The following is a 24,369-nucleotide window of genomic DNA, read 5'->3' on the forward strand; positions in this document are numbered from 1 at the left end:
GGGGAGCGCGGGCGGCTCGAGGCGTGCGAGGGCGTGCGACGGGTGCGGTGGTGACCGCGATGGCCTCCGTCCTCCTGGTGGCCGCCGCGGCCACGGTGCTGCCGGGGGTCGCAGCGGTCACCCGGGTGTGCACCTACGACCGGCCGGGGACCATCCGCTACGCGCAGCCACCCGAGGCCACCGACCGCAGCACGCCCGTACGGGGCACCCGGGGGCCGTGCCGCCATGGTCGAGGACCTGGACGGCGTGCTCACGGCCGCGCGCGTGCCGGGTCCGTACTGGCTGGTAGGTAGGTAACCCTCCGGCGGGATGCGCAAGTCCGTCGAGGACCGCCTGGCCCTCGGCGCCGTAGCGACGGGGCCGTCGTGACGACGACCGCGCCGCGACGAGGAGCGCGGCCCGCCCGGCTCAGGCCTGGGTCGGGTCCGCGGGGATCGGGTGCACTTCGACCGGGTCGCTGCCGGGCTTCCCTCCCGGGCCGGGGCAGGCCGATGCCCGGGCCGCGATCTCCAGGGCCCGGTCCTCGCTCTTGACGTCGACCAGCCAGTACCCGGCCAGGACGTGTCCCTCCTGGCCCGGCCCGGCGGTCACCTGCGGCTGCCCGTCGCTGCCGGCCCGTACCGTCTTGACCAGCGAGGGACCACCGAGGCCCTGCCCGTCCACCCACTCCCCAGCGGCGGTGATGTCCTCGTTGAGGGCGTTCATGTGGGCGAACATGGCCGTCATGTCGTCCTCGGAGTACGAGGACATGATGGCGTCCCATTCGGCGGCAGGCACGTTCATCTGGATCATGTACTTCATGTTCCTCACCCTTCCGGGGCGGCTGCTGGGGTTTCGGTCTTGCACAGGGGTAGACAGCCAGTCGCCGTAAAATTCATCGGCGCTCCCAGCACCACATCACGGAATCCCGGTGATCGCCCCCAGGGAGGCTCCCGCCGAGGAGGGGCCACCTCAGTCTCCTTCCGCGTCGGCCAGGGCGTCGGTGATCAGGCGGGTGGCGAAATCGGGGTCGCCGGTCATGCGGTTGATGTACTCCGCGAGCAGGAAGGCCGTGGCTTCCAGCGGATTCATCTCCGCCTCGGTCCAGTCTCCGTACTGCTTGCGCCACAGATTGGGGCTGAGGCCGGTGCCCGCGGCGATGACCAGGCCGGCCATGGTGGGGATGGCCTGGGGACGGACGCTCCTGGGCATCATGCGCAGCGTGGCGACGATGTTCGGCACCACGTACTCGAGGACGTCCTTGCCGTGCTCCTCGTGGGCCCGGCGCAGCCACATCATGAACATGTAGATGAGCGTGCACGCCCCGTCCAGCAGGTCGTCGGCTTCCTCGGGGCCGAGCGACGAGGCGTACTGGTCGATCAGCGCCTGCTGTTCGGGATCCGTCCCGGTCCTGCCGTCGTGAATGCCTTTCAGCCGGGAATCGATCAACAACAGCGCTGCGCCCACATCGCCCGCGGGCGCGTGCTCGGGGTCGTACTGCGATGCCACAGGATTCCTCCTCAGGTCGCCACGATGGACTGCTCGGCCTTGGTCCGCACAGTAGACCGGCCGCACGACGGGAGCCGCCCGCTTGGCCTTCCGTCACACCCAGGTGTAGGTCCCGGCGAGTTTCCAACGCCCCGGGCTTCGCCTCCGAGTTCACGCATCCCACCCGCGTCCGCCGGTCCCGGCCGGGGGTCGGAGAATGTGTCCATAACTGAACCTCTCGGCGCCATGCTGCCTCGCCGTCGCACGGGGGAAGAACCCATTCATCTGGACGGCTCCGCCCACGGCAGCCTGCTCGGCTTCTGGGCGTGGGCGTATTCGGGGGTGGTCGGCAACACGCTGCGCGGAGCACTCGCCGAGTACATCGTCGCCCTCGCGCTCGGAGTGGCGGACGGCACGAGGGTGGACTGGGACTCGGTGGACATCCGAGTGCCCGGCGGGCCCCAGGTCGAGGTCAAGTCGGCGGCCTATCTCCAGGAGTGGGGCCAGACCCGGCTGTCCGCCATCAGCTTCTCCATCGCCCCCGCCGAGGGCTGGGACGCGGTCACCGGGGAAGTGGACCCGGCCCGCCTGCGCCGCGCGGACGTGTACGTCTTCTGTATCCTCAAGCACCAGGACAAGAAGACCCTGGACCCCTTGGACCTCACCCAGTGGACCTTCTACGTCCTGCCCACCTCCGTGCTCGACGAGCGCAGGCCCGGACAGCGCACCCTGAGCCTCTCCTCCCTCCTCACTCTGGACCCGGTGCGCACCGATTTCGCCGGCCTGCGCGCCGCCGTATTCGACGGGTATGCGGGGGCAGGGCCCGAGAAGACGCAAAAGGCGGGTGAGGATGAGGCCGATGTGGCTTCATGGCCCGTGAGATGAGGAGCGTCCTGCGGATGCGGGATCGGACTCGGACTCAGGATCGGACTTGGACTCGGAAAGGGATGCGAACGCGCATGCGGATACGAACGGTTTCCAGGAGGCACATCGGCGTCTGCGTGGTCGCCGGCTGCGCCCTCCTCCTGACGGCCTGTACCGACCGGGAGGGTACCGTTTCGTCCGCCGGGCCGACCGTGACGAGTACGGCCGCACCGTCGACCGCCCTCGCGCTGGCCGAGCGGTACCACCGGGCGGGCGGGGACGAGAGCGTGTACGCCATCCAGCAGGAGGCGGGGCCCGAGGGGGCTCCGCTCGTGATCCTCCGGACCACGCACACCGACGCGGAGCACTCGCTTTTCGAGAAGCAGCGGGATTCGGTCGTCTCGTACCTCACGCGGTTCGAACAGCTCTCCACGGCCCAGGGCTACCTCGTGGACGTCTTCGGCGGGGACGGGTCCCTGCTCCACCGATGGGACGCCCGCCCTTAGAGCAGAGGAGCCGAGCCTCAGCCGCCGCCCTCGCTGAGCAGCCCACCGGGACCCGTCCCGCGCCCCCGCCTGCGCCGGGCAGCGACAGTCGCGTCGCGCCCTAGTGCCGGTGTGGGGCGGAGGAGGGCAGGGGCTCGGGGGCGGGCGTCGGCCCGCCCGGGTCCACCACCGTGAACTGGCCCATCATGCCCTTGTCCTCGTGGTAGAGCAGGTGGCAGTGGTACATGTACGGGGTGTCCGGGTCCGCGGGGCCGTCGAAGCGCAGGGCTATGCGGACCGTCGAACCCGACGGGATGAAGACGGTGTCCTTCGGTCCGCGCAACGGCGGTGGCGGGGCTTCGCCGTTGATGTCGAGTACGCGGAACTGGACGTCGTGGACGTGGAAGTTGTGCGGCATCCCGTCGTTGTTGCGGAGGGTCCAGGTCTCGGAAGTGCCGCGGGTGACCGTCTCGTCCACCCGGGACATGTCCATCTTCCGGCCGTTGATGCCGGACGACTTGAGCTCGAAGACGCGGCTGCGGACCGAGTCCTCGCCGGTGGGAAGCGCCGGGGCGGCCAGCGCTGCCGGCAGCTCGGCCGACGGCCTCAGGGTGGGGGCCGCGCGCAGCTGCATCACGTCGAAGGAGTCGTCGCCTCCCCCGAAGCGCTGGTTCCAGAAGTCCAGGCCTGCGTCCAGGGGGTAGGAGCGCAGGACCGTCCGCTCGCCCGGTCGTACGCGTACGACGATCTCCGCGCGCTCCCCCGGCGACAGGCGCAGGCGGTCGGTCGTGTGCGGGGCTTCGAGGAGGCCGCCGTCCGAGGCGATCTGCCGGAAAGCGCGGCCGTCGTCGAAGCCGAAGGTGTAGACGCGTGCGGTGGAGGCGTTCAGCAGGCGCAGCCGGACCAGTTCGTCCCGGACGGTGACGTACGGGTCGAGCGTGCCGTTGACCATCGTCCGGTCGCCTAGGAACCCGACGTTGCGCATCAGTTTGTGCCCGTGGTCGAGCTTCGTGCCGTCGAAGGACACGTCCTGGACGATGACCGGGATGTCGTCGACCCCGTACGTCCGGGGCAGGGGAAGAGCCGCCGACTGCGCGTCGTCCAGGAGGAACAGGCCCGCGAGGCCGCGCTGGACGTGCGACTCGGTCGCGCCGTGCGGGTGCGGGTGGTACCAGAGGGTCGAGGCCGGCTGCTCGACCGTCCACTCGGGGGCCCAGTTGCCGCCCGCCGGCACCATCTGGTGCGGGCCGCCGTCCATCGCGGCGGGCAGGTGCATGCCGTGCCAGTGCACGCTGGAGGCCTCCGGCAGGGCGTTGGCCACCTTGACCCGGACCTTCTCCCCCTTCGCCGCGCGCAGGGTGGGGCCGAGGTGGCTCCCGTTGAACCCCCAGGTGGGGGTTCTCGCCCCGGGGGTGAACTCGGTCTCTCCCGTCTGCATCCGCAGGTCGAAGACGCGGGTTCCGTCGGCTTCCACGGTGGACGGGGCGAGGGGCGGCACCGCGAGGGCGGCGCGGAAGTCCACCGCGCCCACGGTGGACACCTTGGCTCCGGTGTAGAGCCAGGTGAAGAGCACGCCGATGACCAGGGCGAAGCTCGCGGCCAGCGCTCCGAGGATCAGCAGCGCCCTCTTCCAAGGCGGCATCCGGCGCTTGCCGCCGGTCACGTTCTTCCCGTTTCTCGACATGCGAACGACGCTACGGACGGGACCCGCGGCGGACATCGGGGACCGACCCGGGGCCTACCCCGGGACCGACCCTGAAACCTCTCAGGGGCGGGGTCGGGGTCGGGGTCGGTCTCCGAGTGCGAACGACGCCCCCGTCCGCCACCTCGTGCCGTCGTGGACCATGAGTTCGACCGACGAGACGCGGGAGGTGAACGGGAGCCGTCCCCCGAGGTCGGCCTCGATCTCCTCCAGGACGGGCTCGTCCTGGCCTTGGGCGATGGTCAGGTGCGGCACGATATCGGCGAACCGGCCGCCGTACGGCGGGGCCTCGGGCCATCGGCCGGCGATCGCCTCCGTCAGCCGCACCAGTGGCGTAGCGGGTTCGGGAGCGAGGTACAGGACCTCGGGGAGCCGTCCGCATTTCTCGAACCGCAGGTCGAACGCCTGGTGGCGGCACAGCACGTCCTCGAGGGCAGCGTGGACCAGCGCGTCCACTCGGCTCGCCTCAAGGAACGGGAAGAGCACGGTGACGTGTGCGGGAACCCCGGCCCGGGCCGAAGGGTCGAGCCGTTCGCGCCAGCCGCGGACGGCCGGCTCCGCCTCCGGAATCCTGACGATGAGCCCCGTCTGGCCCGCCCGGAACGTAGTGCCGCTGTCCTCTGCCATGACACGCCATGGTGCCACGGGAAGATCCGTTCCCGCCCGGTCCGCTGACGGCCCGTCGGAGCCGGGCTCCTGCACGGATTACGGCCTGCCGGCGCCGGCGAGCCCGGACACTGCGGTGTGCCAGGCCGAGGTGACCGCCCCGTGGGCCGCGGCCGTCGCCGCGCAGAGGTCGGCCGGCAGGAACAGGGGCGCGCCCACGTGGACGTGTACGCGTGGCCGGCGGACCGGGGCCGTGAGGATCCCGGCGAGCTGTTTGGCCGTCGTACCGGAGCTCACGCGGCGGGCGCCGGCCTGACCGACCGGCCGGACGGGTGCCCCGGTGTCCCCGGCGAGGCGGGCCAGGCCGCTGCGGAAGGACAGGGGCGCGGCTTCTCCGGAGTCGCGGCGGGCGGGGATTCCACCTTCCCCGTACATGAGCACGCACCGCCCCGCCGCCAGCGCCTCGGCGGCGTCGGCGAGCGAAGCCGCCGCGCGGGCCGTTCCCCGGTGGACCGGGATGTGCCCTTCACGGGCGAGCGCCCCGCCGAGCACCGGGACCCGCCACAGCCCGGCCGTCGCCATGATCACCGGGTCGACGCCGAGCCGGCGCAGGGCGGCGACCACGATGAGGGGGTCGACCAGGCTGGTGTGGTTGGCGGCCAGGATGGTCCCGCCGGCGATGGGGCCCGACATGTCCTCGGACACGGTCATCCGCCCGAACACCGGGGCCAGGGTGGCGGCGACGTGGCTGATCATGGAATCGAACCTCCGGGGAGTGCGGTCTTCGTCTCCCCAGCGTGTCGGCCGGCGGCCGGTCCGGCATGAGTCGCCCTACTCAACCCGCCTGGGTACGGGGCCCACGCGCCTCTCCCTCGTGTAGGCGGAAGAGGGCGGGCGGAGCACGCCTGGCAGTGTGGTCCCCGTGCCCCCTGCCATGCCCGTACGTCGTGACCGTGTCGGACCCCGCCGGGCTGCCCGCACCCGTCTCGCGGCAGCCGGTGTGGTGGTGCTGACCGTCGGCGCGGGGTTGGGGCTACGGGCCGTGACGACGGGGAGCCCGGCCAAGTACGGCGGGGACGCGCTGTACACGGTACTGGTCTTCGCGCTCGTCGTGCTGGCCGTACCGCGCGTCACGGCCCTGCGGGCCGCCGCGGCCGCTCTCGCGGTCAGTTGGGCGGTGGAGCTCCTCCAGCTCACCGGAGGGCCGGCGGAGCTCTCCCGGCAGAGCACGGTCGCCCGCCTCGTCCTCGGGTCCACGTTCAATCCGCCCGACCTGTTCTGGTACGCGGTCGGCGCGGCGGTCGGCTGGCTCGGCCACACCGCGGCGGGGCGTCTGTCGGCCCCGCCCGGTCCCGGGTTCTAGGCAGGCCGGGGGCAAGGTCCGGACGAGGCGGCCTACCGGCTGCGGGTCAGTGCCTCGGGGGCGCCCGCCGACTGGACCCCTTCGGCCTCGAGCCTCAGCCGGTCGGGCTCCGCCAGGGTCAGTGCGTAGAGGTTGCCCTCGGGGCAGGCGAAGGTGGCCGCGGGGTCGGTCGGACGGCTCGTCACCGCCGCGAGGACCACCCTGCCCCCGCTCGTCTGCCGCAGTTCCAGGGCTTCCGTACAAACCAGGTCCGCCGCGGCCGCCCAGGGCGCGCGGCGTCTCCCGACGGGAAGGGAAGAGGGCATCGGCGGCGTCACCGGCAGCGTCGGGGGAGGCGTCGGTGTCGTGGGCGCGGGCACGGACGGCGGCTCTGACGCGGCCAGGACGCGGCGCAGTTCGGCCTCCCGGTGACTCGCCTCCGCGGCCGGCGAAGGTGGTACCGCCCGGCTCCGCTCCTGCTCTGCCGGACCGACCCGGGCCAGCAGCTCCTCGGCGGTCGGGCGCCGCTGCGGCTCCTTGGCCAGGCACTCCCCCAGCAGGGGGCGGAGCTCCTGCGGAACGCCGTCGAGGGCGGGATCGGCGTGCACGAACCGGTAGAGGAGGCCCGGGAGTTCCAGCTCCTCGTCCGCCGGGGCCCGGCCCCCGGCCACGGCTCCCGTCGCCTGCTCCGGTTGTTCTCGCTCGCCGCGGTACTCGTCTACGCGGCCACCGGCCGCAGCGTGCCGATGACCGCGCCCGTCCGGGTGTGGCGCGGTTCGTGCACGGCACGCGCGATGCCGAAGTCGATGAGGAAGGGCCGCTCCCGGCCGAGCAGCACGTTCCCCGGCCTGATGTCGCGGTGGACCACGCCCGCCGCCGTACGGCCACGAGCGCGGCCGCCAGTTCCCGGGCCGGGCTGCGCAGGGCCGGGTGCGCCCAGCGGTCCGTGCCGGTGGACCCACTCGCCCAGGGAGGGCGCGGCGACGTACTCCGTGGCGAGCCACTGCGGCGGCGCCCCCGGAACGCCGAAGTCCACCGCCGGGACCGTACACGCGGAACGTACGCGGTCGTTGGCGCGGATCTCCCGACGCGAAGCGGTCGGCGAATTCGGGATCCCGGCTCAGTTCCCGGTGGAGGGTCTTCAGGGCCGGCGGCCGGCCGGACGCCGTCCGGCCCAGGAAGACCTCGCCCGTACCTCCCTCGCCGAGCCGTGCCGGCAGGCGGTACCCGCCGATCTCCGGCGGGTCGCCGGGCCGCAGTGACCGTACGCCCGGGGCGCACGGACCGGCCGGTGGAATCACCTTGGAGGACGGTCCGGGGGCCGGATCGTCAGGACGACATGATGAACCGCAGGGCGAGACCCGAGGCGGTCATCCAGTGGGTGACCTTGGCGAAGTCGTTGTAGTACACCGTGTCGACGCCGGGGAAGGCGACCTTGATCGGCTCGCCCGTCTTGCTTCCGGGCTTCGCGCCCTGCAGTTGGACGGTCATGGTCTTCGCCGGGGCCTCGTCCATGGGGCCGCTCAGGAGCAGCGCGGCGTGCGCCTCCTTGCCCGGCTCGAGGGTCGCGAACGGCGTGCCGGGCGTGGGGGCGCTCTCCTTGATCTCGGGGACCAGTCGCTGGGCGCCACCGAGCTGGACATGGGGGTAGTGGTAGACCTTGCACGCCTTCTTGCCGGTGTTGGTGACGGTGAGGAGGATGTGCCGGATGCCCTCGCTCTTCTCGTCCTCAGTGCTGGTGGTGATCGAGACGTCGCCCGGGGCGCAGAGGGCGATGGCGCCGTCGCCGCTGCCGCCCGTGTTCGTCGCTGCCGGGGTCGGCGTCGCCGAGGGCGTGTCGCCCGGCTTCGGCGTGGCCGGGGACCCGGTCCCGCTCGGCGTGCCCGGGGAGCTCGGTGTGCTCGGCAGGGCCGTGGGCTTGTCGTCGCCGCCCCCGCTCGGCGAGCACGCCGCGGAGGCGAGGAGCGCGGTGGCGGTCGCGACCCCGATGACGTAGGACTTCCAGCCCCTGCGGTTCGTACGGGCAGCAGTGTTCATGGTGTTCCCCCGTTGTCGGCCCTGTGCGGCCGCTGTCGACTTCCGATGACGAATGATGATCGGCGCAGACCGCGATGACCACGTGCGGCTCGGCGGCGGGCCGCCCCGGTCCGCTCCTTGCTGCGTACCGGCACCCCGGCCGGCCTGCACTAACGGACTTCCCTCACCCCGGCCGTCCCAGACGCCTGTTACCAAGCAGGGACAAGAACGGCACGCTTCGGTCAGAAGGCCGGAGGCCGGCGGGTCGCGGGAGCCGGATCGCGGCAGACGGATCGTTCGATCTTGTATCGAACGGCCGGATGTCCCTACGGTGGTGCGATGGGTCTCTTCGACACGCTCACCGGCACCAAGCACCCCGCCAGCGGGGTCGCACCGCGTTCCGCCGAGGAGGTGCGGGCGGTGCTCCTCGGGCTCTTCGGGGCGGACGCGCCGTACGCCGTGCGCGAGGGCGCCTCCGAGGGCGCCGATCTGGTGGCGGAGTGGCGGATCCGGGAGCCCGCGTGGCACACCTTCTTCGCCCGGACCCAGGCGAGCCGCGTGCTGCAGATCCACCTGCGCCTGGACCCGGCGGCCCGCGAGGTCCGCTCCGTCGACCGGCAGTACGAGGTCACGTGGCTGGCGGGCACGCCCCGACTGACCCTGTCGGCCGAGGCCGCGCGCGGGCAGGTGACCACGGCGTCCTGGCGCCGCACGGTCGAGCGGGGGGCCGACGGCAGGCTCGAAGGCACGGAGGTGTTCCGCTTCGACAGCGCCGACCTGAAGGACCCCCTGCGCGAGGCGGTCCTCGGCGCGGGATGGACCTGGCGCGGGGTCGTCTACGGAAAGCTCTGAGGCGGCGGCGGGCGGCGGCGGGCGGGCGGCGTCTGCCCGACGCCCGCCGTGCGAAAGCGACGCGCGTTCACGGCCGTCACGGACCGGCGCCCGGCGCCCCGGGCAGGTGAACCGTCAGGCCACCGCGCCCACCGCCACGGGGCCCCTGGCCGGGCACGACAGTGTCCGCCGTGCCTCCTTGGCCCGGCTGAAGGGACCGGGGCGTCCGCTGACCCCGCTGGAGGACCGACTGCGGGTCCTGCTCGCGCTGGGCAACGTCGACGTGGTGATCGCGTTCGACGAGGACACCCCCGAAAACCTGCTGCGCTCGTTGCGCCCCGACGTCTGGGTGAAGGGCGGAGACTACTCCTGCCAAGACCTGCCGGAAGCGGATGTCCTCGCGGCCTGCGGGTCAGGCCGTCGTGCTCCCCTACCTCGACGGCCGGTCCACCACCGGCCTCGCGCAGCGCGCCGCGGCGGCCTCCGCGGCGGCCTCGCCGTCGGTCGACTCATGGACCGCCCGGGTCCCGGCAGCGGCCGGCCCGCCGTACTGGTGCTGCGCGCGCTGGGGCTGGGCGACCTGCTCGCCTCCGTACCGGCTCTCCGTGCCCTGCGCCGTGGCTGGCCCGCACACGAACTCGTGCTCGCGGCGCCCCCGCGCCTGAGGGCCGCCGCCCTGTCCACGGGGCTGGCCGACCGGCTCGTGCCCACCAGCGCCCCGGGCCGCGCGGTACCGGCGGAGCTCGCCTGGCCGGGACCGCCCCCGAGGTCGCCGTGGACTTGAACGGCAACGGTCCCCCCAGTCACCTGCTGCTGCGCGCCCTGCGGCCCGCCCGCCTCCCCGCCTACGGCCACCCTGCTCTTCTGGACCTGCCCGGACCAGTGGGACGACCGAGCTGGTCCCGCTTGCTGCGCTGGCACGCCGTGACCGCCGACCCGGACGACCTGCGGATCGCGGCACCCTCCCCGGTGTCCGGCACCTGCACCCGTGGCGGGCGCCGGTTCGCCGAGGTGGCCCGCACGCTGAACCGCGCCGGGGCCCGTGTCCTGGTGGCGGCCGGCCGCGGCGAGGGCCGCTCGGCGCACCTCGCGTCCGCGCTGGGCACGCCTTCGGTCGTGCTGTTCGGGCCGGTGTCTCCCGAGCTGTGGGGACCGCCGCGACACGGTGCGCACCGCGCGCTCTGGCATCTCGGGCCCGGGGAGGACCCCTACCGTCCAGGAGATCCGCACGGCTCGGAACCGGACGCCCGGCTGATGCGCATCACCGTCGAAGAAGTACTGGCGGCAGAACGGCGTCCACCAGCAGATATTCCTCTTCCACGCCCACGGTGATCACGCCACAGCGCCTACCCGGACACCTCATGATCATCCCGCGGCGCAGACGTATCCGACGTTCCTCCCGATCCTCCCGACGCCGCGCGGTCCGGCTGGTCGTCGGCGCCCCGCGCTGAGCGTGATCACTGCGGCGGGTGGTTGCAAAGACCCGGGGACGGGGCGAATACTAAAAACGCCGCGGACACCGGACAGGTCCGGTGCGGCGGCAGCACGACCGCCCTTCCTGGCGAGGTGAGAATCCCCATGGAGCGCACGGACGGCGACCTGATGCGGATCATCCTTCGGCGCTACGGACCGACGGTGCACGTAGCCTTGGCCGGCGAACTCGACTCCGAAGCGGAAGCTCTCGTGGCACGCATCCGCCCGTGCCTTTGCGACGGCGTAGCGGTGGTCGCCTGCGATCTTCAGCAGGTGGGTTTCATGGACGTCCGCGGCCTGCACTGCTTCCTCGACCTGCAAAAGTACCTCCAGGAGCGTGGCACGGCCCTCCTCGCGTACAACTGGCAAGCCCAGCCCCTGCAACTCCTGCGTCACCTGAACGCCCTGCAGCCCCACAGCGACGAGGACGCGGGCCCGCGGGCGCTCCGCGATCTCCTCAGCGCGCACGCCGCACGGCAGCTGGCCCTCGGTATCGATCGTGCCAAGGCGCCGGACAGAACCGTCCGCCCCCAGCCCGCGTCCTGAACCTCGGGCCGGGGATCAGAGGGCTCCCGAGGACGGCCCCGGGCGTGGCGCGCCGCTCGACCACCGCGGTGGCCACATCAGTGCGGCGGCCTCAGCTGTCATGGGCTGCGCGGCCCCGCGTAGGGCACCTACGGGCGTCCCTCACTTGCCTGTCGGCTTGCCCGGGTCGGCGGCGGGGGCTTCGCATTCCGGGTGCGGTCAAGGCTTGCGCCAGCGGTCGTGGTCCATGTGGGAGCCGGCCATGGGTCCCATGCGGAGCATGCCGCCGTCCACAGCCCAGGAGGCGCCCGTCACGTAGGAAGCGTCGGGGCCTGCGAGGAAGGCGACGACCTCGGCCACTTCGCGGGCGTCCCCGGGGCGGCCGAGTGGCACGCCGGGCCTGCTCACGGTGCGGACGTCCGTGTCTTCCTGGCCCGTCATGGGGGTGGCGATCTCGCCGGGGGCGACGGCGTTCACCGTGATGCCGTGCTCGGCGAGTTCCAGGGCCATCACCTGGGTGAGGAGGCCCAGTCCCGCCTTGGCCGCGCAGTACGGGCCGGCGCCCACGCGCGGCTGGTGCTCGTGGACGGAAGTGATGTTGACGATCCGCCCGCCCCGGCCCTGACGGATCATCCGCCGTGCGGCGCGCTGCCCGCAGAGAAGGGGGCCGACGAGATCGACGTCCAACACCTCCCGCACGGTCTCCAGCTCCAGGTCGACGAAGGGTGTCGCCGTACCGGTGCCCGCGTTGTTGACGAGGATGTCGATGCCCCCGAGCTCGTCCGCCAGCTCGTCGATGACATCGGCCGCATCCGGCAGCGCCGTGAGGTCGAGGCGGGAAAGCACCGCGCGGCGCCCGTATTCCCGGACCTCCTCGGCGGTGTCGTGCGCACCCCGTTCGTCCGCGTGCCAGGTGATGCCCACGTCCATGCCCGCCCTGGCGAACCGGACGGCCACCGCCCGGCCGATTCCGGAGTCCGAACCGGTGACCACCGCCGTCACCGGCGTGAAACCTGCTGGACTGACCATGTCCGTCACCTCACCGTTCCGTGCGCCGCGCCTCCGGCTGCTGTGCGTCACCCACCTACAGCCCGCGCCGACGCGACCGCTCACCAAACCCGTCCATGGAGGGCTGCTACCCCGCCCGTCGCGAGATATCGGCCAAGGACGCGGCATGTGGGGTCAGGGGGTCAGCCGGGCGGGGCCGAACGGCCCTTTGCGGACATGGGACACGTTCTGGCCGACGGCGTTCTTGTAGTGGCCGGCACCGGGCGGGTGCTGCGGCTTCCGATGCGGTCAGGTTCGGAGTTCGGCGCCGAGTCCCGCGGATTCCTCGACCACGTTCGCGAGCCGGGCGAGCATGCTGCGGTGCCGGAGCTGGATCAGTGCGTCAACAACGGCATTGTGGAGCGTGCCGCCAACACCTCGCAGGGGGTGTTCGTCCACTTTGACCAGGGTCTCGTCTCCCCAGGGGTGGACTTCGATCGCCACTCGGGCTGTGCCCAGGGGGCCGCTGTCCACTTCCAGTTCCAGTTTCTCGGGCACCTCGACGCGCCGTACGACCGTGGTGCCCGCCACGGTCCATGGTCCTATCCGGACGGTGTACCGCAGCGCGGACCCGAGTTCGGGCCACGAGCCGCGGGCGACACGCGATTCGCTGGTGCCCACGACCCAGTCCGCGTAGCGCGAACCGTCGGAGAGCACCTCCCATACTTGAGGCGGTGCGGCGTGGATCAGGTGGTGTCGTACGGCCATGACTTTCCTCCTGGGCAGGGGTGAGGGCGCCGGTCTGCTCCGGCGAGCCCCTTGGTATCGGCTGCGGCGCCGCCGGGTCCGAGGAAACCGGTCGGCGGCAGCGGGGTGTCGCCGTGGGCCGCGAGGACCCGTCGGAAGTAGTGCACGACGAGCGAAGGCGTCAGGGCTCGCACCGCTTGCGCGCCGCGCAGCCACGGCGGCGCGTACACGTGCGCCGAGCGGTGCTCGATACCGCGGACCATGGCCTCGGCGTAGGCAGCGGAATCCTCTGTGACGGAAGCGGGCCACGGTAGACGGGTGCGCAGTGTCTGGAAGACCGCCGTCTGGTCCGCGTGGCGGACCAGGGCGGTGTCGGCCCAGTTCAGGTAGGCGATGCCGACGTCGACGCCCCGGTGGGTGATTTCGGCGCGCAGGGAGTGCGCGAAGGCTTCGACGCCGGACTTGGAGGCGCAGTACGCGGTGAGGAAGGGCGTGGGTGCGAGAGCCGTCAGGGAGGCGACCTGGAGGTAGTAGCCGTGGCTGCGCAACAGGTCGGGGAGGAAGAAGCGGGCGGTCAGGGCGCTCCCGACAAGGTTGACCTCGATCACCCGCCTCCAGTCCTGCGGATCGCATTCCAGGAGCGGGCCGCCGATGGCGATCCCGGCGTTCGCAACGACCACGGACGGAGTGCCCAACCTGCTCCGGACGGCCTCGGCGGCAGCCGAAACGGCGTCCGGGTCGGTGACATCGACCGGGAAAGGGGCAGCGGGGCCGGGAAGACCCGTCGCCAACCGGTTCAGCCGATCCGCTTCCAGTCCGAGCAGGGCCACCCGGGCACCGCGCCCGGACAGGGCGTACGCCGTGCTCGCGCCAATGCCCCGGGCGGCGCCGGTGACTACCGCAACCCGACCCTGAAGAGGGCTTGAGTGCGACCCGGTGTGATGCCGAGGGGAGCAGGGCCTCATGGCATGCGCCTGCCCGATCGCTCGGGTTCCACACGGGGCGGCACGCGGTCGCCGCCGCCTCCGCCCGCTACCGGCTGCACGGGACCGGCGTGCCGGGCGGCTGCTACGACCGGACGGTGGCCACCGCCCGGGGGGCCGTCACCGAGGACCCCGCCGCTCCCGGGCACGGCCTGCCCGGCCGGGCGCCGGCCCGGCCGGCCGGTCGCGAGCCCCCCACCCCCGTGGGGGGGCTCCGCCGCGTCCGTGCCGTCCCTGCCGTCCCTGCCGTCCCTGCGGTGCGGGAACGAACGCCACACTACGGCCGAGCGGTTCACCTCGCCCCTGACAGCACGCGCCACCAGGGGGACCGGGTGCGCCACGGGGGGACCCTGCGCGCCGTGTTGGGGACCGTAGGCGCCTAACCCCCACGATGACCTGGTCATTCATGCTGGACTATGCTCTGGCGCTGTGGTCTCGCACGCACATCAGGGGACAACCTCCTCCGCCCTCGCCCGCCTGAGCGTCAACGTCGCGCGGCTGGTCGGCATACGCCCGCACGGATACGCCCACTTGCCGGGCATGGCTCCCGAGCACCTCAACGACGACCTGTTCCGCACGCCCTCGGCGACGGCCATCCGGATCGCGGAACTCACGACGGTCCAGGCTCGCTGGGCCGAGATGTCCGTGCTGCTGGCGCGGGAGTCGAGCATCGGCACCCTGGGGGTCTGGGACTACCTGATCACCGCCGCGCCCACTCCGCTCGAGGGGATCCGGGACGCCGCGGCCTACTTCGCCGCCGTCGCCGACCCTCTGACCGACGGCATGCGGATCGCCGAGGACGGCGAACGCGTCACCATCAGCCACGTCAACCGGGCCGACATCGCCCACGAGGCGGCCTGCGGCATCCGCGGCTACGCCCTCGGCCTGTACCGGCGCCGTCTCGGCGAAGCCGCGGGACGGAGCCTCGTTCCCCTGCACGTCTCCCTCGCCGCCAAGGCTCCCCCGCGGCACGACGCCCTGATCGAGCTCTACGGCACCCGGAACATCGAGTTCGAGGCCCCGGCCAGCTCGATCACCTTCCGTACCGCCGATCTGAACACCCCGACGCCGCACGCCCAGCCCGGGCTGTCGACCGTGCTCCGGCGGCACGCCGAGCAGAACCTCGCCGGAGCGATCCCGCTGCACGACTGGCTGGACCTGTTCCGTACCGCCCTGGCCTCCGCCCACGACGAGGGCGCGCCGATGTTGTCCTCGGTGGCGCGGCGCCTGACCATCAGCACGCGGACCCTGCAGCGCCGCCTCGAAGAACACGGCACGACGTGGAGCGAGGAGGTCGAGACCGTGCGGCGGGCCCACGTCGCCCGGCTGCTCCACGGAACCGGCCTGAGCGTCGACTCGATCGCCGCCCGGAGCGGTTACGCCGACGCCCGCGCCCTGCGCCGGGCCGTCAAGCGCTGGTACGGCACCACCCCCGCCGCCCTGCGCCGCGCCGGCCGCGGCGATGACGCTCAGGCCGGGGTGTAGCCGCGGGCCCGGACATGCTGGTGGGTGAGGCGGCTGAACGCCCGTGCGGCGGCGCTGCGGTAGGCGTTCTCGCGTGCGAGGAGGGCGACGGTGCGGGTGGGGAGGGCCGGTTCCAGGGTGACCGGCGCTAGGTGCGGGTGGTCCTCCGTGACCGCGTCGGGCAGGACCGTCGCGAGGTCGGTGCGCCGGACGATTTCGGTGAGGCTCTGAACCGAATTGGCCTCCACCGCGATGCGCGGCCGTACCCGGTGGTCGGCCAGGTAGGCATCGATGTGTCCTCGGGTGGCGAAATCGCCGCTGAGCAGCGCTAGTTGGCGGTCCGCCAGGGCGGTCACGGGCAGGGGCGGCTGTCGGTCCGCGGCATGGCCGGCGGCGGTGACGAGGCTGAGGGTCTCGGCGTACAGCGGGGCCGCGGTGATGCCGGGCAGGTGCGGGCCGTCGAAGGCGATCCCCAGGTCGAGCTCGTCGGCGAGCAGGCCGGCCTCGATGCGGTCCTGGGCCATGTCCTTCACGTCCAGGGTGATGCCGGGGTGGCGGGCGTGGAGTTCCGCCGCCAGCGGCCCGACGAGGTAGGCGGTGAAGGTCGGCGTCACGGCCATCCGGAGGTGGCCCCGGGCCAGGTCGGCCACGTCGTGGACGGCGCGTTCGGCGGCGGCCAGGTCGCGCAGGGCCCGTCGGGCGTGGTGGACGTAGGTTTCGCCGGCGTCGGTGAGGCGGACCCCGCCACGCCCGGTGCGGTCCAGGAGCTGGACGCCGAGGGTGCCTTCGAGCTGCTTGATCTGCTGCGACAGGGTCGGCTGGGAGATCCGCAGTTCTTCGGCGGCGCGGGTGAAACTGGCGTGTTCGGCGACGGCGAGCAGGTAGCGCAGGTGACGGAGTTCCAGAGCCATGGGGCCGAGTATAGATGGCGTCTATAAGAGACATGTCTCATACGTCTTGGACACTATAGGTGCAGGTCATGCATGGTGGATCTCGTCGGCCTCGCAGGTCGGCAGTCATCGAAGGGAGTGACCATGCACGACCTCATCGAGGGCGTCGCGCGGTTCCGGCGGGAGGTCTACCCGGCCAAGGCGGAGCTCTTCGCCCGGCTGGCGACGGTCCACCGGCCGCGCACCCTGTTCATCAGCTGCTCCGATGCCCGAGTGGTGCCGGAGCTGATCACCCAGAGCGAGCCGGGCGAACTGTTCGTCATCCGTACCGCCGGCAACCTCGTACCCGCCCACGCCCCCGGCACGGACGGGGTGGCGGCCAGCATCGAATACGCCGTCGCGGTCCTGGGCGTGAGCGACATCGTGGTGTGCGGGCACTCCGCCTGCGGCGCGATGACGGCCCTGGCCGAGCGGCACGACCTCAGCGGAGCCCCGGCGGTCGCCGACTGGCTGCGCCACGCGGACGCCTCACTGGCCCGTACCGGCGCCGAGGGAGACGCGCCCCGGCTCGATGCCCTGGTACGGGAGAACGTGCGCGCCCAGTTGGCGAACCTGGCCACCCATCCTTCGGTGGCCCGCGCCCTGGCCGCGGGGTCGGTGACCCTGCGCGGCTGGGTCTACGACATCCGGGCCGGGGGCGTGGAGGAACTCGGTTCCTCCCGGCCCGTCTCCTCCGCGGCCTGACCGCGGCACCCCCTCGGGTCTCCGACCCGCATTCCCCCCACCCCATCCGCCGCTCTCCCCCACATCCGGTGAGCGGCTCACCGAAAGGAAGCCCCTCATGGTGCACGCCCAGTTCGACAACACCGCCCGTCAGGCCCTGGCCGTCAAGGCCGTGGACGCCAAGATCCGCGAGGACCTGACCTGGCAGCGGATCGCGGACGCCGCGGGCCTGTCGGTGGCCTTCGTCACCGCGGCCGTCCTCGGCCAGCACCCGCTGCCCCGGGCATCGGCCGAGGCCGTGACCGGACTCCTGGGCCTGGACGCCGACGACGCACGGCTGCTGCAGACCATCCCGACCCGCGGCTCGGTCCCCGGCGGTGTCCCCACCGACCCGACGATCTACCGCTTCTACGAGATGCTCCAGGTCTACGGCACCACGCTGAAGGCCCTGGTCCACGAGCAGCTCGGCGACGGCATCGTCTCCGCGATCAACTTCAAGCTCGACGTGAAGAAGGTCGCCGACCCCGACGGCGGGGAGCGCGCGGTCATCACCCTGGACGGCAAGTACCTGCCGACCAAGCCGTTCTGATCCGCTCCGAATCCGCTATCGGCCGCGCGGATCAGCGGTGGAGGCGGCGGGTCCAGTCCTCGGGGAGCCGGTCGGCCGGACCCGGGGCCGGCTGGTCGGCGGGGTGGCCGGAGGGCGGGGTCAGCTCGGGGCCGGACTCGTACAGCTCCTCGGCGGCGTAGTCCCAGAACCAGTCCTCACCCGGTTCGTAGCTCTGCACCAGGGGATGGCCGGTGGAGTTCCAGTGGGCGGTGGCGTGCTGGGCCGGCGAGGAGTCGCAGCAGCCGATGTTGCCGCACTGGGCGCAGCGCCGCAGGTGGAACCACCAGCCACCCGCCGCATCGCATGCGGCGCAGCCGTTGCCGGAGGGCGGAACGCTCGGGTCGACTCCGTCGATGGCGGTCATACGGGCTCCTCGGAGGGCTCGGGCTTGGGCTCGTGCTCGTGCTCGTGCGCGGACTCGGATTCCGCTGCGGTCAGCGGGAGCAGCACCTGGAATCGGGTGTCGCCCGGCGCGGATTCGACCTGGAGGCTTCCGTGGTGTTTGTTGACGACGATCCGCCAGGAGATGTCCAGGCCGAGACCGGTGCCCTCGCCGACCGGCTTGGTGGTGAAGAAGGGGTCGAAGATGCGGCTGCGGATCTCGGACGGGATGCCGGGCCCCGTATCGCGGAACTCCACGAGCAGCCGGTCTCCCTCCCGAGCCGTGCGGACCGTCAGGGTGCCCTCGCCGTCCGTGCCGTCGCCGTCCGTGCTCCCGATGGCGAAGACGGCGTTGTCGATGAGGTTGGTCCACACCTGGTTGAGTTCCGCCGGGTAGGCCGGCACGTCCGGCACGGAGCGGTCGTACTCCTTGACCACCCGGATCCGGGGGCCGATCTTGCCGGAGAGCATCAGCAGCGTGCTGTCGAGGAGTTCGTGGACGTCGACGACCCGGTGCGGGGCGCGGTCGAGCTGCGAGTACTGCTTGGCGGCGTCCACGAGGTGGGAGATGCGGGTGGTGGAGTCGTCGATCTCGTCCATCAACAGCTCGGTCTCGACGGTGTAGTTGAGCCAGCCGACGGCCGCCGGCAGGAGGTCCTCGGCCACGCTCGCCGCCACCTGCTCCAGCCAGTCCGTGTCCAGACCGGCCTGGACGAAGACCGGTGCGATCCGCCAGCCCTCGGGGACGCCGTGCTCCTCCAGCCAGTCGGCGAGTCCGTCCTCCCGGTCGGAGGCCTCCAGGGGGCTCAGCACCGGCGCCTTGGCCACGCGCTCGACGGTGCGTTCCTGGATCTCGATGAGTCCGGCGATCGCCTCGCGGGGATAGTTCCCCTGCGAGATGTGGGCCAGCTTGTGCCGCATCTTGCCCACCCGTTCGCGCAGGGTGGCGGTGGCCCGTACGGCGGCCGCGGCCGGGTTGTTGAGCTCGTGGGTGAGACCGGCGGACAAGGAGCCGAGGGCCAGGAGCCGTTCGCGCTGGCCGATGGCCTGCTGGGTGCTCCGTGCGCCGAAGAAGAGCCCTTCCAGCAGGTGCGCGGCCATCGGGAACCATTCCCGCATGACGTCCGCGAAGGATTGCGCGGGCAGGACGAAGAACCGTGTCGGCTCGGTCACCCGCATCGAGTTGTTGTACGCCTGCGGCACGCGGTCGCCGAGGTAGGCCTGCATGGCCCCGGCGTACACCCCGCGCTGGGAGGTCCGGGCGACCTCCACGTCGTCGCCGCCGACCCGGCGGGACAGGACCACGGTGCCCTCGATCATCACGTAGAAGCAGGTGGCGGGGTCGCCCTCGGTGTACACGGGGCCGGTGTCGAACCGTTCCACGCGCCCCTCGGCGCACAGCCGCCCGAGCTGCTCCGGAGTGAGCTTCTCGAAGAGGAAGAGCGAGCCGATCTCCTGCGGGGAGCACGGCATCGGCTGCCCGCTCACGATTCCTCCAGGTACCGGTGGACGAGCATCACGGCCATGGCTCCCTCGCCGACGGCGGACGCGACCCGCTTCGCCGACCGGGCGCGCGCGTCGCCCGCCACGAACACGCCGGGCACGCTGGTCTCCAGGTGGTAGGGCGGCCGGTCCAGCTCCCATGCGGCGGGCGGACGCCCGTCCGGGGTGAGGTCGGGCCCGGCCAGGATGAAGCCGTGGTCGTCGCGCAGCACCGTACCGTCCAGCCAGTCGGTGAGCGGGGCCGCGCCGATGAAGACGAACATCCACTGGGTGTCGACGAGTTCGGTCGCACCGGTGTCCACGTCGCGCAGCGTGAGCTGCTCGAGGTGGCCGTCGCCGTGCGCCGATTCGACGGTGGTGCGGGTGCGCACCGTGATGTTCGGCATCTCCTCGATCTGCTGGATCAGGTAGTACGACATGGACGCGGCCAGAGAGATCCCGCGCACCAGCAGCGTCACCGATTTCGCACCGCGGGCCAGGTACATGGCCGCCTGGCCGGCGGAGTTGGCGCCGCCGACGACGTACACGTCCTGTTCCAGGCAGGAGGAGGCCTCGGTCAGCGAGGAGCCGTAGTACACCCCGCGCCCGGTGAAGCCGTCGCAGCCCGGCGCCCCGAGCTGCCGGTAGGTGACCCCGGTCGCCAGGATGATGCTCTGCGCGCCGATCGCCGAGCCGTCGGAGAAGCGGACGACGCGGGCCGCGCCGTTGACCTCCAGTCCGGTGACCTCGCGTGCGGTGAGGATCTCGGCGCCGAACCGGCCGGCCTGGCGGCGGGCGCGGTCGGTGAGCTGGGCGCCGGACACTCCGTCCGGGAAGCCGAGGTAGTTCTCGATGCGGGAGCTCTGCCCGGCCTGTCCGCCGGTCGCGGACCGCTCCACCAGTACGGTGCGCAGCCCCTCGGAGGCTCCGTACAGCGCGGAGCCGAGCCCTGCCGGGCCTCCGCCGATCACGACGAGGTCGTAGAAGTCGGCGGTGGGTGTGGTCGCGAGGCCCACGTGCGCGGCCAGGCCGGGTGCGTCCGGCTGGATCAGCACGGTGCCCCCCGGGGTGATCACCACGGGCAGCCGCCGGCCGTCGGCGCCGGCCGCCCGCAGCAGTCGCTGCCCCTCCGGCTCCTCGCAGGAGTACCAGCGGTACGGCACCTGGTTGCGGGCCAGGAACTCCCGGACGCTCGACGAGGGGGCCGACCAGCGGTGTCCGACGACCTTCGTGGCGGGCACGGGCCGGTGGTCCCCGGTGCGCCAGGCGGTGAGGAGGTCGTCCAGGACGGGGTAGAGCTTCTCCTCGGGCGGATCCCACGGTTTGAGGAGGTAGTGGTCGAGGTCGACGACGTTGATCGCGTCGATGGCCGCGTTGGTGTCGGCGTAGGCGGTCAGCAGGACGCGGCGCGCACCCGGGTACACGGTGAGGGCCTCTTCGAGGAACGCGATGCCGTTCATCTGCGGCATGCGGTAGTCGGCCAGGATCACCGCCACCAGGTCGCCCCGGAGCTTCAGCTCGCGCAGCGCCGCCAGTGCGGATCCGCCGGATTCGGCGCGCACGATCCGGTAGCCGGCGCCGTAGCGGCGCCGCAGGTCGCGCGCGATGGCCCGGGAGACTCCCGGATCGTCGTCCACGGTCAGGATCACGGTCCGTGCCGTGTCGGCGGCCTCTGTCATGGCTCTCCCGCCCCGGGCGGGCCTGGACTGGCGGCGTCGCGTCGAGCCGCCCGCACCCGGTTCCCGTCCATCCTAGGTTCGATCGTCCGGGTTCGCGCGGACGGCCGGAGCGGGTGGGCGGCAGGTGGGAGGAGCGGGCGGGCGGAGGGCGGCCTCATCGGCGGAAATTCCGTACCGCCCCGGCCGGCGGGGGCGGAGACTCTCCCCATGGCTGACATGGTGGTGTTCGGGAATGCGGTGACCGCGTGGGCGGCCGGTGACGCCGGTGGGCTCGGTGACGTGGGGGCCGCGGGGGAGGCGGCGGACGCGGCGCGCGACCTGGCCGCGCGGCTGCCCGTACGGACCGTCTTGCTGCTGGAAGGGGCGAGCGACGCCGAAGCGGTCGACGCGCTGGCCGTGCGACGGGGGCGGAACCTGGCGGCCGAAGGGGTCTGCGTCCTGCCGATGGGCGGCGCGATGAGCGTCGGTCGCTTCGCCCGGTTCCTCGGACCCCGGGGTCTGGGCCTGCGCCTCACGGGCCTGTGCGACGAGCGGGAACGCGGCTTCTACGCGCGCGGCTGGGAGCGGGCCGGTGCGGAGCCGCGCGGGTTCTTCGTCTGCGCGGCGGACCTGGAGGACGAGCTCATCCGCGCGCTGGGCGTGCCCAGGGTGGAGGAGCTCGTCCGGGAGGAGGGGGACCACCGCGCCCTGCGGACCTTCCTGCGCCAGCCCGCGCAGCAGGGCCGCAGCGCGCAGCAGCAGGTGCGGCGCTTCCTCGGCACGAAGAAGGGGCGCAAGATCCGCTACGGCCGGGTCCTCGTCGAGGCGCTCGACCCCGAGCGCGTACCGGCGCCCCTCGAGGACCTGTTCGCGAGCCTGTGACCCGCCGCCGCCCGGGCGGGGTCAGCTCAGGTGGTGCAGGAAGAAGGCGGCCGCCTCGTCGCCGACCCGGACCCGGGCGGTGGGGTCGGCGGGCTCCGGGGCGAAGAAGTCCTCGTGCTGGACCGCGGGCCCGGCCGAGCGGCCGCTCGCGGTGGGAATGTGGTCCAGGTACGGCCTCGTGTCGGTCTCGTACGGGGCGACCGTGTCCGCTCCCGCCCAGCGGATGGCGACCGGTACGCGTACGGCCTCCAGGCTCTGCCGGGTCACCATCGCGCCGACTCCCGGGGCCACCTGGAAGACCGCCGCCACCCGGGGATCGGAGAGGTCGCCGCCGGCTCCGTCCAGCGTTGCCCGCGCCGCCTCGTCCTGCGGGTACTTCGCGCGCAGGGCCTCCAGCACGCCGGGGAACTCGGGGATCTCCGGCAGCGGGGCCGCGCCCGAGAACACCGCCCACAGGATCTTCGGATCGACGCGGGCCCCGGCCAGCGCCGCGGCCGTGTAGCCGCCCAGGGAGAACCCCGCCACGCCGACCGGGCCGAGGGGCTGTTCCCGGGTGAGCGCGTCGAGGGCGAAGGAGACGTCCCGGGGCCGTTCCCAGACGTGGAGGAACCCCTCCGGCTGGTAGCCGTCGACGAAGTTGTTGCCGTGGTGGTCCAGGGCCACGACCCGGAATCCCGCTGCGTGCAGCGGGCGTACCAGCCACTCCATGTCGCTGCCCGAGCCCCCGGTGCCGTGCGAGACGACGACGAGCGGGGCCGGTGCGTCCCGCTGCGCACGGCTCGGCTCCCACACGTACAGGCGGACCGGCCGCGGACGTGCCGGATCGCGCAGGTCCGGGCGGGACTCGTCGTACAGGACACGGACGAGCGGCTCTGGGGCGGAGTGGATCATGGCGGCATCGTACAGAGCACGCACCGTTGGGAGGAGGCGCCCGGTCGGACGCCAAGTCACGGCGGCTCAGCGCATCTTGAGCTCGTGTCCGGGGGCCAGGGCGGCGGAGATGCGTTCGGCTACGGTCTGGGCCGAATTGCCCGCGGGGCTCTTGGGGCCCTGGGTCACGGTGACGGAGATGGCGAGCTTCTCCGCCGGCAAGTAGGCCTGGATGGCCGCGTAGCCGGAGAAGGACGGGTTCGTCAGGATCCAGCCGTTGACGACGATCACGCCCAGGCCGAAGTGGTGGGCCTCCGTGTTGGTCAGGAGGCAGACGCTGTCCGGGCAGGCGGCCGTCGGGTGGCCGAGGCCGATGGTGCCCGGGTCGAGCTGGGTCTTGAACGACTTCGCGGACAGCAGCTCCCCGGTCCCGACGGCCCGCGCGGACCGGTCCAGGTCACAGATGTTCTGGACGAGGACCGCACCGGGAGCGGTGGTCCACGAGGGGTTCCAGAACGTGGACTCCTCGTAGGTGCCGCGCTCTGAGGTGAAGGCGTGCAGGACCGGTTCCGGGATCTGCGGGGTGTACTGGTTGCTGGTCCCGTTCAGGCCGAGCGGTTGGTAGACGCGCTCCCTCAGCAGCCGGTCCAGCGGGAGGCCGCTGATCTTCTCCAACGCCTCGCCGAGCAGTGCGAAGTTGGCGTGCGAGTAGCTCCAGTTGGTGCCCGGCTCATAGAGGAGCGGCTTGTCCGTCGCGATGCCGATGACCTCGGCGGCCGTCCACTTGCGGAACGGTTTGGCCTCCAGCTCGGCCAGGAACGCGGGGTCGGTGACGTAGTCGTGCAGGCCGGAGGTGGAACTGCCCAGCATGCGCAGGGTGATCTCCGATCCGTGCGGCACGTCCGGGAGCCAGCGGGACACGGGGTCGTCGAGTGACGCCTTGCCCTCGTCGACGAGTTGGAGCAGGACGGCGCCCATGTAGACGATGGCCACGGACCCCGTGCGGAACTGCATCGCGGGCTCGGCCGGGACTCCCGTCATCGACTCCCCGAGGGCCTTGGTGAGCACCTCGCGGCCGTCGGAGGACACCCGCAGGACCACCGAGTTCAGTCCGAACTCCCGCTGGGCCTGCTGCGCGATGGTGAGGACCTTGAGCGCGTCGCCCTGGGCGGAGCCGGGCGAGTTCACGCATGCCCCCGGAGCCGCGGCGGCCGACTCCGCGGCCGCGGCCGTTCCCGCCGGTAGGGCCGCGGCCATCAGACCGGCGATGCACAGCAAGACCGTACGAGTACGCCTCACGCTCCCAGTATGGGCGGGGCCCGCGGACGGCGCACGCGGACACGGAACCAGGGCGATCCGGGGCGAACCGGACGGTTTACCC

28 protein-coding genes are annotated in these 24,369 nt (G+C 72.4%); 11 read left to right on the top strand and 17 right to left on the bottom strand.

What is annotated here, in order from left to right:
- Window positions 1–408 precede the first annotated feature (408 nt).
- Together AC6CKD_RS05605 and AC6CKD_RS05610 are read right to left on the bottom strand one after the other, a co-directional pair.
- A complete protein-coding gene (locus AC6CKD_RS05605; RefSeq protein ID WP_498325568.1) occupies window positions 409–801 on the bottom strand; it encodes a YciI family protein in 393 nt (130 codons plus the stop codon).
- A gap of 150 nt (window positions 802–951) precedes the next feature.
- Window positions 952–1,488 (bottom strand): hypothetical protein, encoded by a 537-nt coding sequence (locus AC6CKD_RS05610; RefSeq protein WP_498325569.1) that lies wholly within the window; start codon window positions 1,486–1,488, stop codon window positions 952–954.
- Window positions 1,489–1,713: 225 nt separating this feature from the next.
- On the opposite strand from AC6CKD_RS05610, the gene AC6CKD_RS05615 reads away from it, so the two are divergent.
- The gene (locus AC6CKD_RS05615; RefSeq protein WP_498325570.1) at window positions 1,714–2,352 is read left to right on the top strand and encodes a hypothetical protein; all 639 of its coding nucleotides are present in this window, start codon (window positions 1,714–1,716) and stop codon (window positions 2,350–2,352) included.
- A gap of 74 nt (window positions 2,353–2,426) precedes the next feature.
- A complete protein-coding gene (locus AC6CKD_RS05620) occupies window positions 2,427–2,837 on the top strand; it encodes a hypothetical protein (protein ID WP_498325571.1) in 411 nt (136 codons plus the stop codon).
- A 100-nt stretch (window positions 2,838–2,937) separates the two neighbouring features.
- Here the strand turns inward: AC6CKD_RS05620 and AC6CKD_RS05625 are convergent, their stop codons facing one another.
- The 3 genes from AC6CKD_RS05625 to AC6CKD_RS05635 form a co-directional block, all read right to left on the bottom strand.
- Entirely contained in the window at window positions 2,938–4,500 is a 1,563-nt protein-coding gene (locus AC6CKD_RS05625; protein ID WP_498325572.1) for a multicopper oxidase family protein, read from the bottom strand.
- Window positions 4,501–4,581: 81 nt separating this feature from the next.
- Window positions 4,582–5,145: a 2'-5' RNA ligase family protein gene (locus tag AC6CKD_RS05630; protein WP_498325573.1), complete on the bottom strand. Its 564-nt coding sequence runs from the start codon at window positions 5,143–5,145 to the stop codon at window positions 4,582–4,584.
- 78 nt (window positions 5,146–5,223) lie between these two features.
- Window positions 5,224–5,880 (bottom strand): lysophospholipid acyltransferase family protein, encoded by a 657-nt coding sequence (locus AC6CKD_RS05635; RefSeq protein WP_498325575.1) that lies wholly within the window; start codon window positions 5,878–5,880, stop codon window positions 5,224–5,226.
- A 178-nt stretch (window positions 5,881–6,058) separates the two neighbouring features.
- Here AC6CKD_RS05635 and AC6CKD_RS05640 point away from each other — a divergent pair, with 178 nt between their 5' ends.
- Complete coding sequence (locus tag AC6CKD_RS05640) at window positions 6,059–6,487, top strand: ribosomal maturation YjgA family protein (protein WP_498325576.1); 429 nt, start codon at window positions 6,059–6,061, stop codon at window positions 6,485–6,487.
- Window positions 6,488–6,519: 32 nt separating this feature from the next.
- Here the strand turns inward: AC6CKD_RS05640 and AC6CKD_RS05645 are convergent, their stop codons facing one another.
- The 3 genes from AC6CKD_RS05645 to AC6CKD_RS05655 form a co-directional block, all read right to left on the bottom strand.
- Window positions 6,520–7,137, bottom strand: coding sequence for a serine/threonine-protein kinase (locus AC6CKD_RS05645; protein WP_498325578.1), 618 nt, complete (start codon window positions 7,135–7,137; stop codon window positions 6,520–6,522).
- A 47-nt stretch (window positions 7,138–7,184) separates the two neighbouring features.
- Entirely contained in the window at window positions 7,185–7,502 is a 318-nt protein-coding gene (locus AC6CKD_RS05650) for a hypothetical protein (protein WP_498325579.1), read from the bottom strand.
- Window positions 7,503–7,795: 293 nt separating this feature from the next.
- Complete coding sequence (locus AC6CKD_RS05655; RefSeq protein WP_498325580.1) at window positions 7,796–8,503, bottom strand: DUF4232 domain-containing protein; 708 nt, start codon at window positions 8,501–8,503, stop codon at window positions 7,796–7,798.
- Between the two features lie 318 nt (window positions 8,504–8,821).
- Between AC6CKD_RS05655 and AC6CKD_RS05660 the strand changes: the two genes are divergently transcribed.
- The 4 genes from AC6CKD_RS05660 (at window position 8,822) to AC6CKD_RS05675 (ending at window position 11,332) form a co-directional block, all read left to right on the top strand.
- Window positions 8,822–9,334, top strand: a complete 513-nt coding sequence (locus AC6CKD_RS05660) for a hypothetical protein (protein WP_498325581.1) — start codon at window positions 8,822–8,824, stop codon at window positions 9,332–9,334.
- 178 nt (window positions 9,335–9,512) lie between these two features.
- Window positions 9,513–10,097, top strand: a complete 585-nt coding sequence (locus tag AC6CKD_RS05665) for a nucleotidyl transferase family protein (RefSeq protein ID WP_498325583.1) — start codon at window positions 9,513–9,515, stop codon at window positions 10,095–10,097.
- The gene (locus AC6CKD_RS05670) at window positions 10,094–10,645 is read left to right on the top strand and encodes a glycosyltransferase family 9 protein (RefSeq protein WP_498325584.1); all 552 of its coding nucleotides are present in this window, start codon (window positions 10,094–10,096) and stop codon (window positions 10,643–10,645) included. The genes AC6CKD_RS05665 and AC6CKD_RS05670 overlap by 4 nt, the downstream gene beginning before the upstream one ends.
- A gap of 246 nt (window positions 10,646–10,891) precedes the next feature.
- Window positions 10,892–11,332: an STAS domain-containing protein gene (locus tag AC6CKD_RS05675; RefSeq protein WP_498325586.1), complete on the top strand. Its 441-nt coding sequence runs from the start codon at window positions 10,892–10,894 to the stop codon at window positions 11,330–11,332.
- Between the two features lie 198 nt (window positions 11,333–11,530).
- Here the strand turns inward: AC6CKD_RS05675 and AC6CKD_RS05680 are convergent, their stop codons facing one another.
- The 3 genes from AC6CKD_RS05680 to AC6CKD_RS05690 all read right to left on the bottom strand — a co-directional run bounded on the left by AC6CKD_RS05680 (window position 11,531) and on the right by AC6CKD_RS05690 (window position 14,010).
- On the bottom strand, window positions 11,531–12,340 hold the full coding sequence (locus AC6CKD_RS05680; RefSeq protein ID WP_498325587.1) for an SDR family oxidoreductase: 810 nt from the start codon (window positions 12,338–12,340) through the stop codon (window positions 11,531–11,533).
- A gap of 267 nt (window positions 12,341–12,607) precedes the next feature.
- Window positions 12,608–13,066, bottom strand: coding sequence for an SRPBCC family protein (locus AC6CKD_RS05685; RefSeq protein ID WP_498325589.1), 459 nt, complete (start codon window positions 13,064–13,066; stop codon window positions 12,608–12,610).
- Window positions 13,045–14,010 (bottom strand): SDR family oxidoreductase, encoded by a 966-nt coding sequence (locus AC6CKD_RS05690; RefSeq protein ID WP_498325590.1) that lies wholly within the window; start codon window positions 14,008–14,010, stop codon window positions 13,045–13,047. The genes AC6CKD_RS05685 and AC6CKD_RS05690 overlap by 22 nt, the downstream gene beginning before the upstream one ends.
- Window positions 14,011–14,457: 447 nt before the next feature.
- Between AC6CKD_RS05690 and AC6CKD_RS05695 the strand changes: the two genes are divergently transcribed.
- Window positions 14,458–15,513 (top strand): helix-turn-helix domain-containing protein, encoded by a 1,056-nt coding sequence (locus AC6CKD_RS05695; protein ID WP_498325591.1) that lies wholly within the window; start codon window positions 14,458–14,460, stop codon window positions 15,511–15,513.
- Here the strand turns inward: AC6CKD_RS05695 and cynR are convergent.
- A complete protein-coding gene (gene cynR / locus AC6CKD_RS05700) occupies window positions 15,498–16,403 on the bottom strand; it encodes a transcriptional regulator CynR (protein ID WP_498325593.1) in 906 nt (301 codons plus the stop codon). The two genes, AC6CKD_RS05695 and cynR, sit on opposite strands and share 16 nt — an antisense overlap.
- Before the next feature lie 123 nt (window positions 16,404–16,526).
- Between cynR and AC6CKD_RS05705 the strand changes: the two genes are divergently transcribed.
- The gene (locus AC6CKD_RS05705) at window positions 16,527–17,126 is read left to right on the top strand and encodes a carbonic anhydrase (RefSeq protein WP_498325594.1); all 600 of its coding nucleotides are present in this window, start codon (window positions 16,527–16,529) and stop codon (window positions 17,124–17,126) included.
- A 97-nt stretch (window positions 17,127–17,223) separates the two neighbouring features.
- Complete coding sequence (gene cynS / locus AC6CKD_RS05710) at window positions 17,224–17,694, top strand: cyanase (RefSeq protein ID WP_498325596.1); 471 nt, start codon at window positions 17,224–17,226, stop codon at window positions 17,692–17,694.
- A gap of 31 nt (window positions 17,695–17,725) precedes the next feature.
- Here the strand turns inward: cynS and AC6CKD_RS05715 are convergent, their stop codons facing one another.
- From AC6CKD_RS05715 to AC6CKD_RS05725, 3 genes are read right to left on the bottom strand one after another with little or no spacing between them, the layout of a single operon-like run.
- Window positions 17,726–18,079: a UBP-type zinc finger domain-containing protein gene (locus tag AC6CKD_RS05715; protein ID WP_498325597.1), complete on the bottom strand. Its 354-nt coding sequence runs from the start codon at window positions 18,077–18,079 to the stop codon at window positions 17,726–17,728.
- Window positions 18,076–19,584 carry an ATP-binding protein gene (locus AC6CKD_RS05720; RefSeq protein WP_498325598.1) on the bottom strand — a complete coding sequence of 503 codons (1,509 nt, stop codon included), beginning with the start codon at window positions 19,582–19,584 and terminating at the stop codon, window positions 18,076–18,078. Before AC6CKD_RS05720 ends, AC6CKD_RS05715 begins: the two co-directional genes overlap by 4 nt.
- The gene (locus AC6CKD_RS05725; protein ID WP_498325599.1) at window positions 19,581–21,257 is read right to left on the bottom strand and encodes an NAD(P)/FAD-dependent oxidoreductase; all 1,677 of its coding nucleotides are present in this window, start codon (window positions 21,255–21,257) and stop codon (window positions 19,581–19,583) included. Before AC6CKD_RS05725 ends, AC6CKD_RS05720 begins: the two co-directional genes overlap by 4 nt.
- A gap of 207 nt (window positions 21,258–21,464) precedes the next feature.
- Between AC6CKD_RS05725 and AC6CKD_RS05730 the strand changes: the two genes are divergently transcribed.
- The gene (locus tag AC6CKD_RS05730) at window positions 21,465–22,118 is read left to right on the top strand and encodes a TOPRIM nucleotidyl transferase/hydrolase domain-containing protein (RefSeq protein WP_498325600.1); all 654 of its coding nucleotides are present in this window, start codon (window positions 21,465–21,467) and stop codon (window positions 22,116–22,118) included.
- Between the two features lie 21 nt (window positions 22,119–22,139).
- Here AC6CKD_RS05730 and AC6CKD_RS05735 read toward each other — a convergent pair whose 3' ends face one another.
- Both AC6CKD_RS05735 and AC6CKD_RS05740 read right to left on the bottom strand, forming a co-directional pair.
- A complete protein-coding gene (locus AC6CKD_RS05735; RefSeq protein ID WP_498325602.1) occupies window positions 22,140–23,009 on the bottom strand; it encodes an alpha/beta hydrolase family protein in 870 nt (289 codons plus the stop codon).
- A 66-nt stretch (window positions 23,010–23,075) separates the two neighbouring features.
- The gene (locus AC6CKD_RS05740) at window positions 23,076–24,287 is read right to left on the bottom strand and encodes a serine hydrolase domain-containing protein (protein ID WP_498325603.1); all 1,212 of its coding nucleotides are present in this window, start codon (window positions 24,285–24,287) and stop codon (window positions 23,076–23,078) included.
- Window positions 24,288–24,369: the final 82 nt, after the last annotated feature.

The sequence above is a fragment of the Streptomyces sp. GQ60 genome (genome assembly GCF_059758875.1).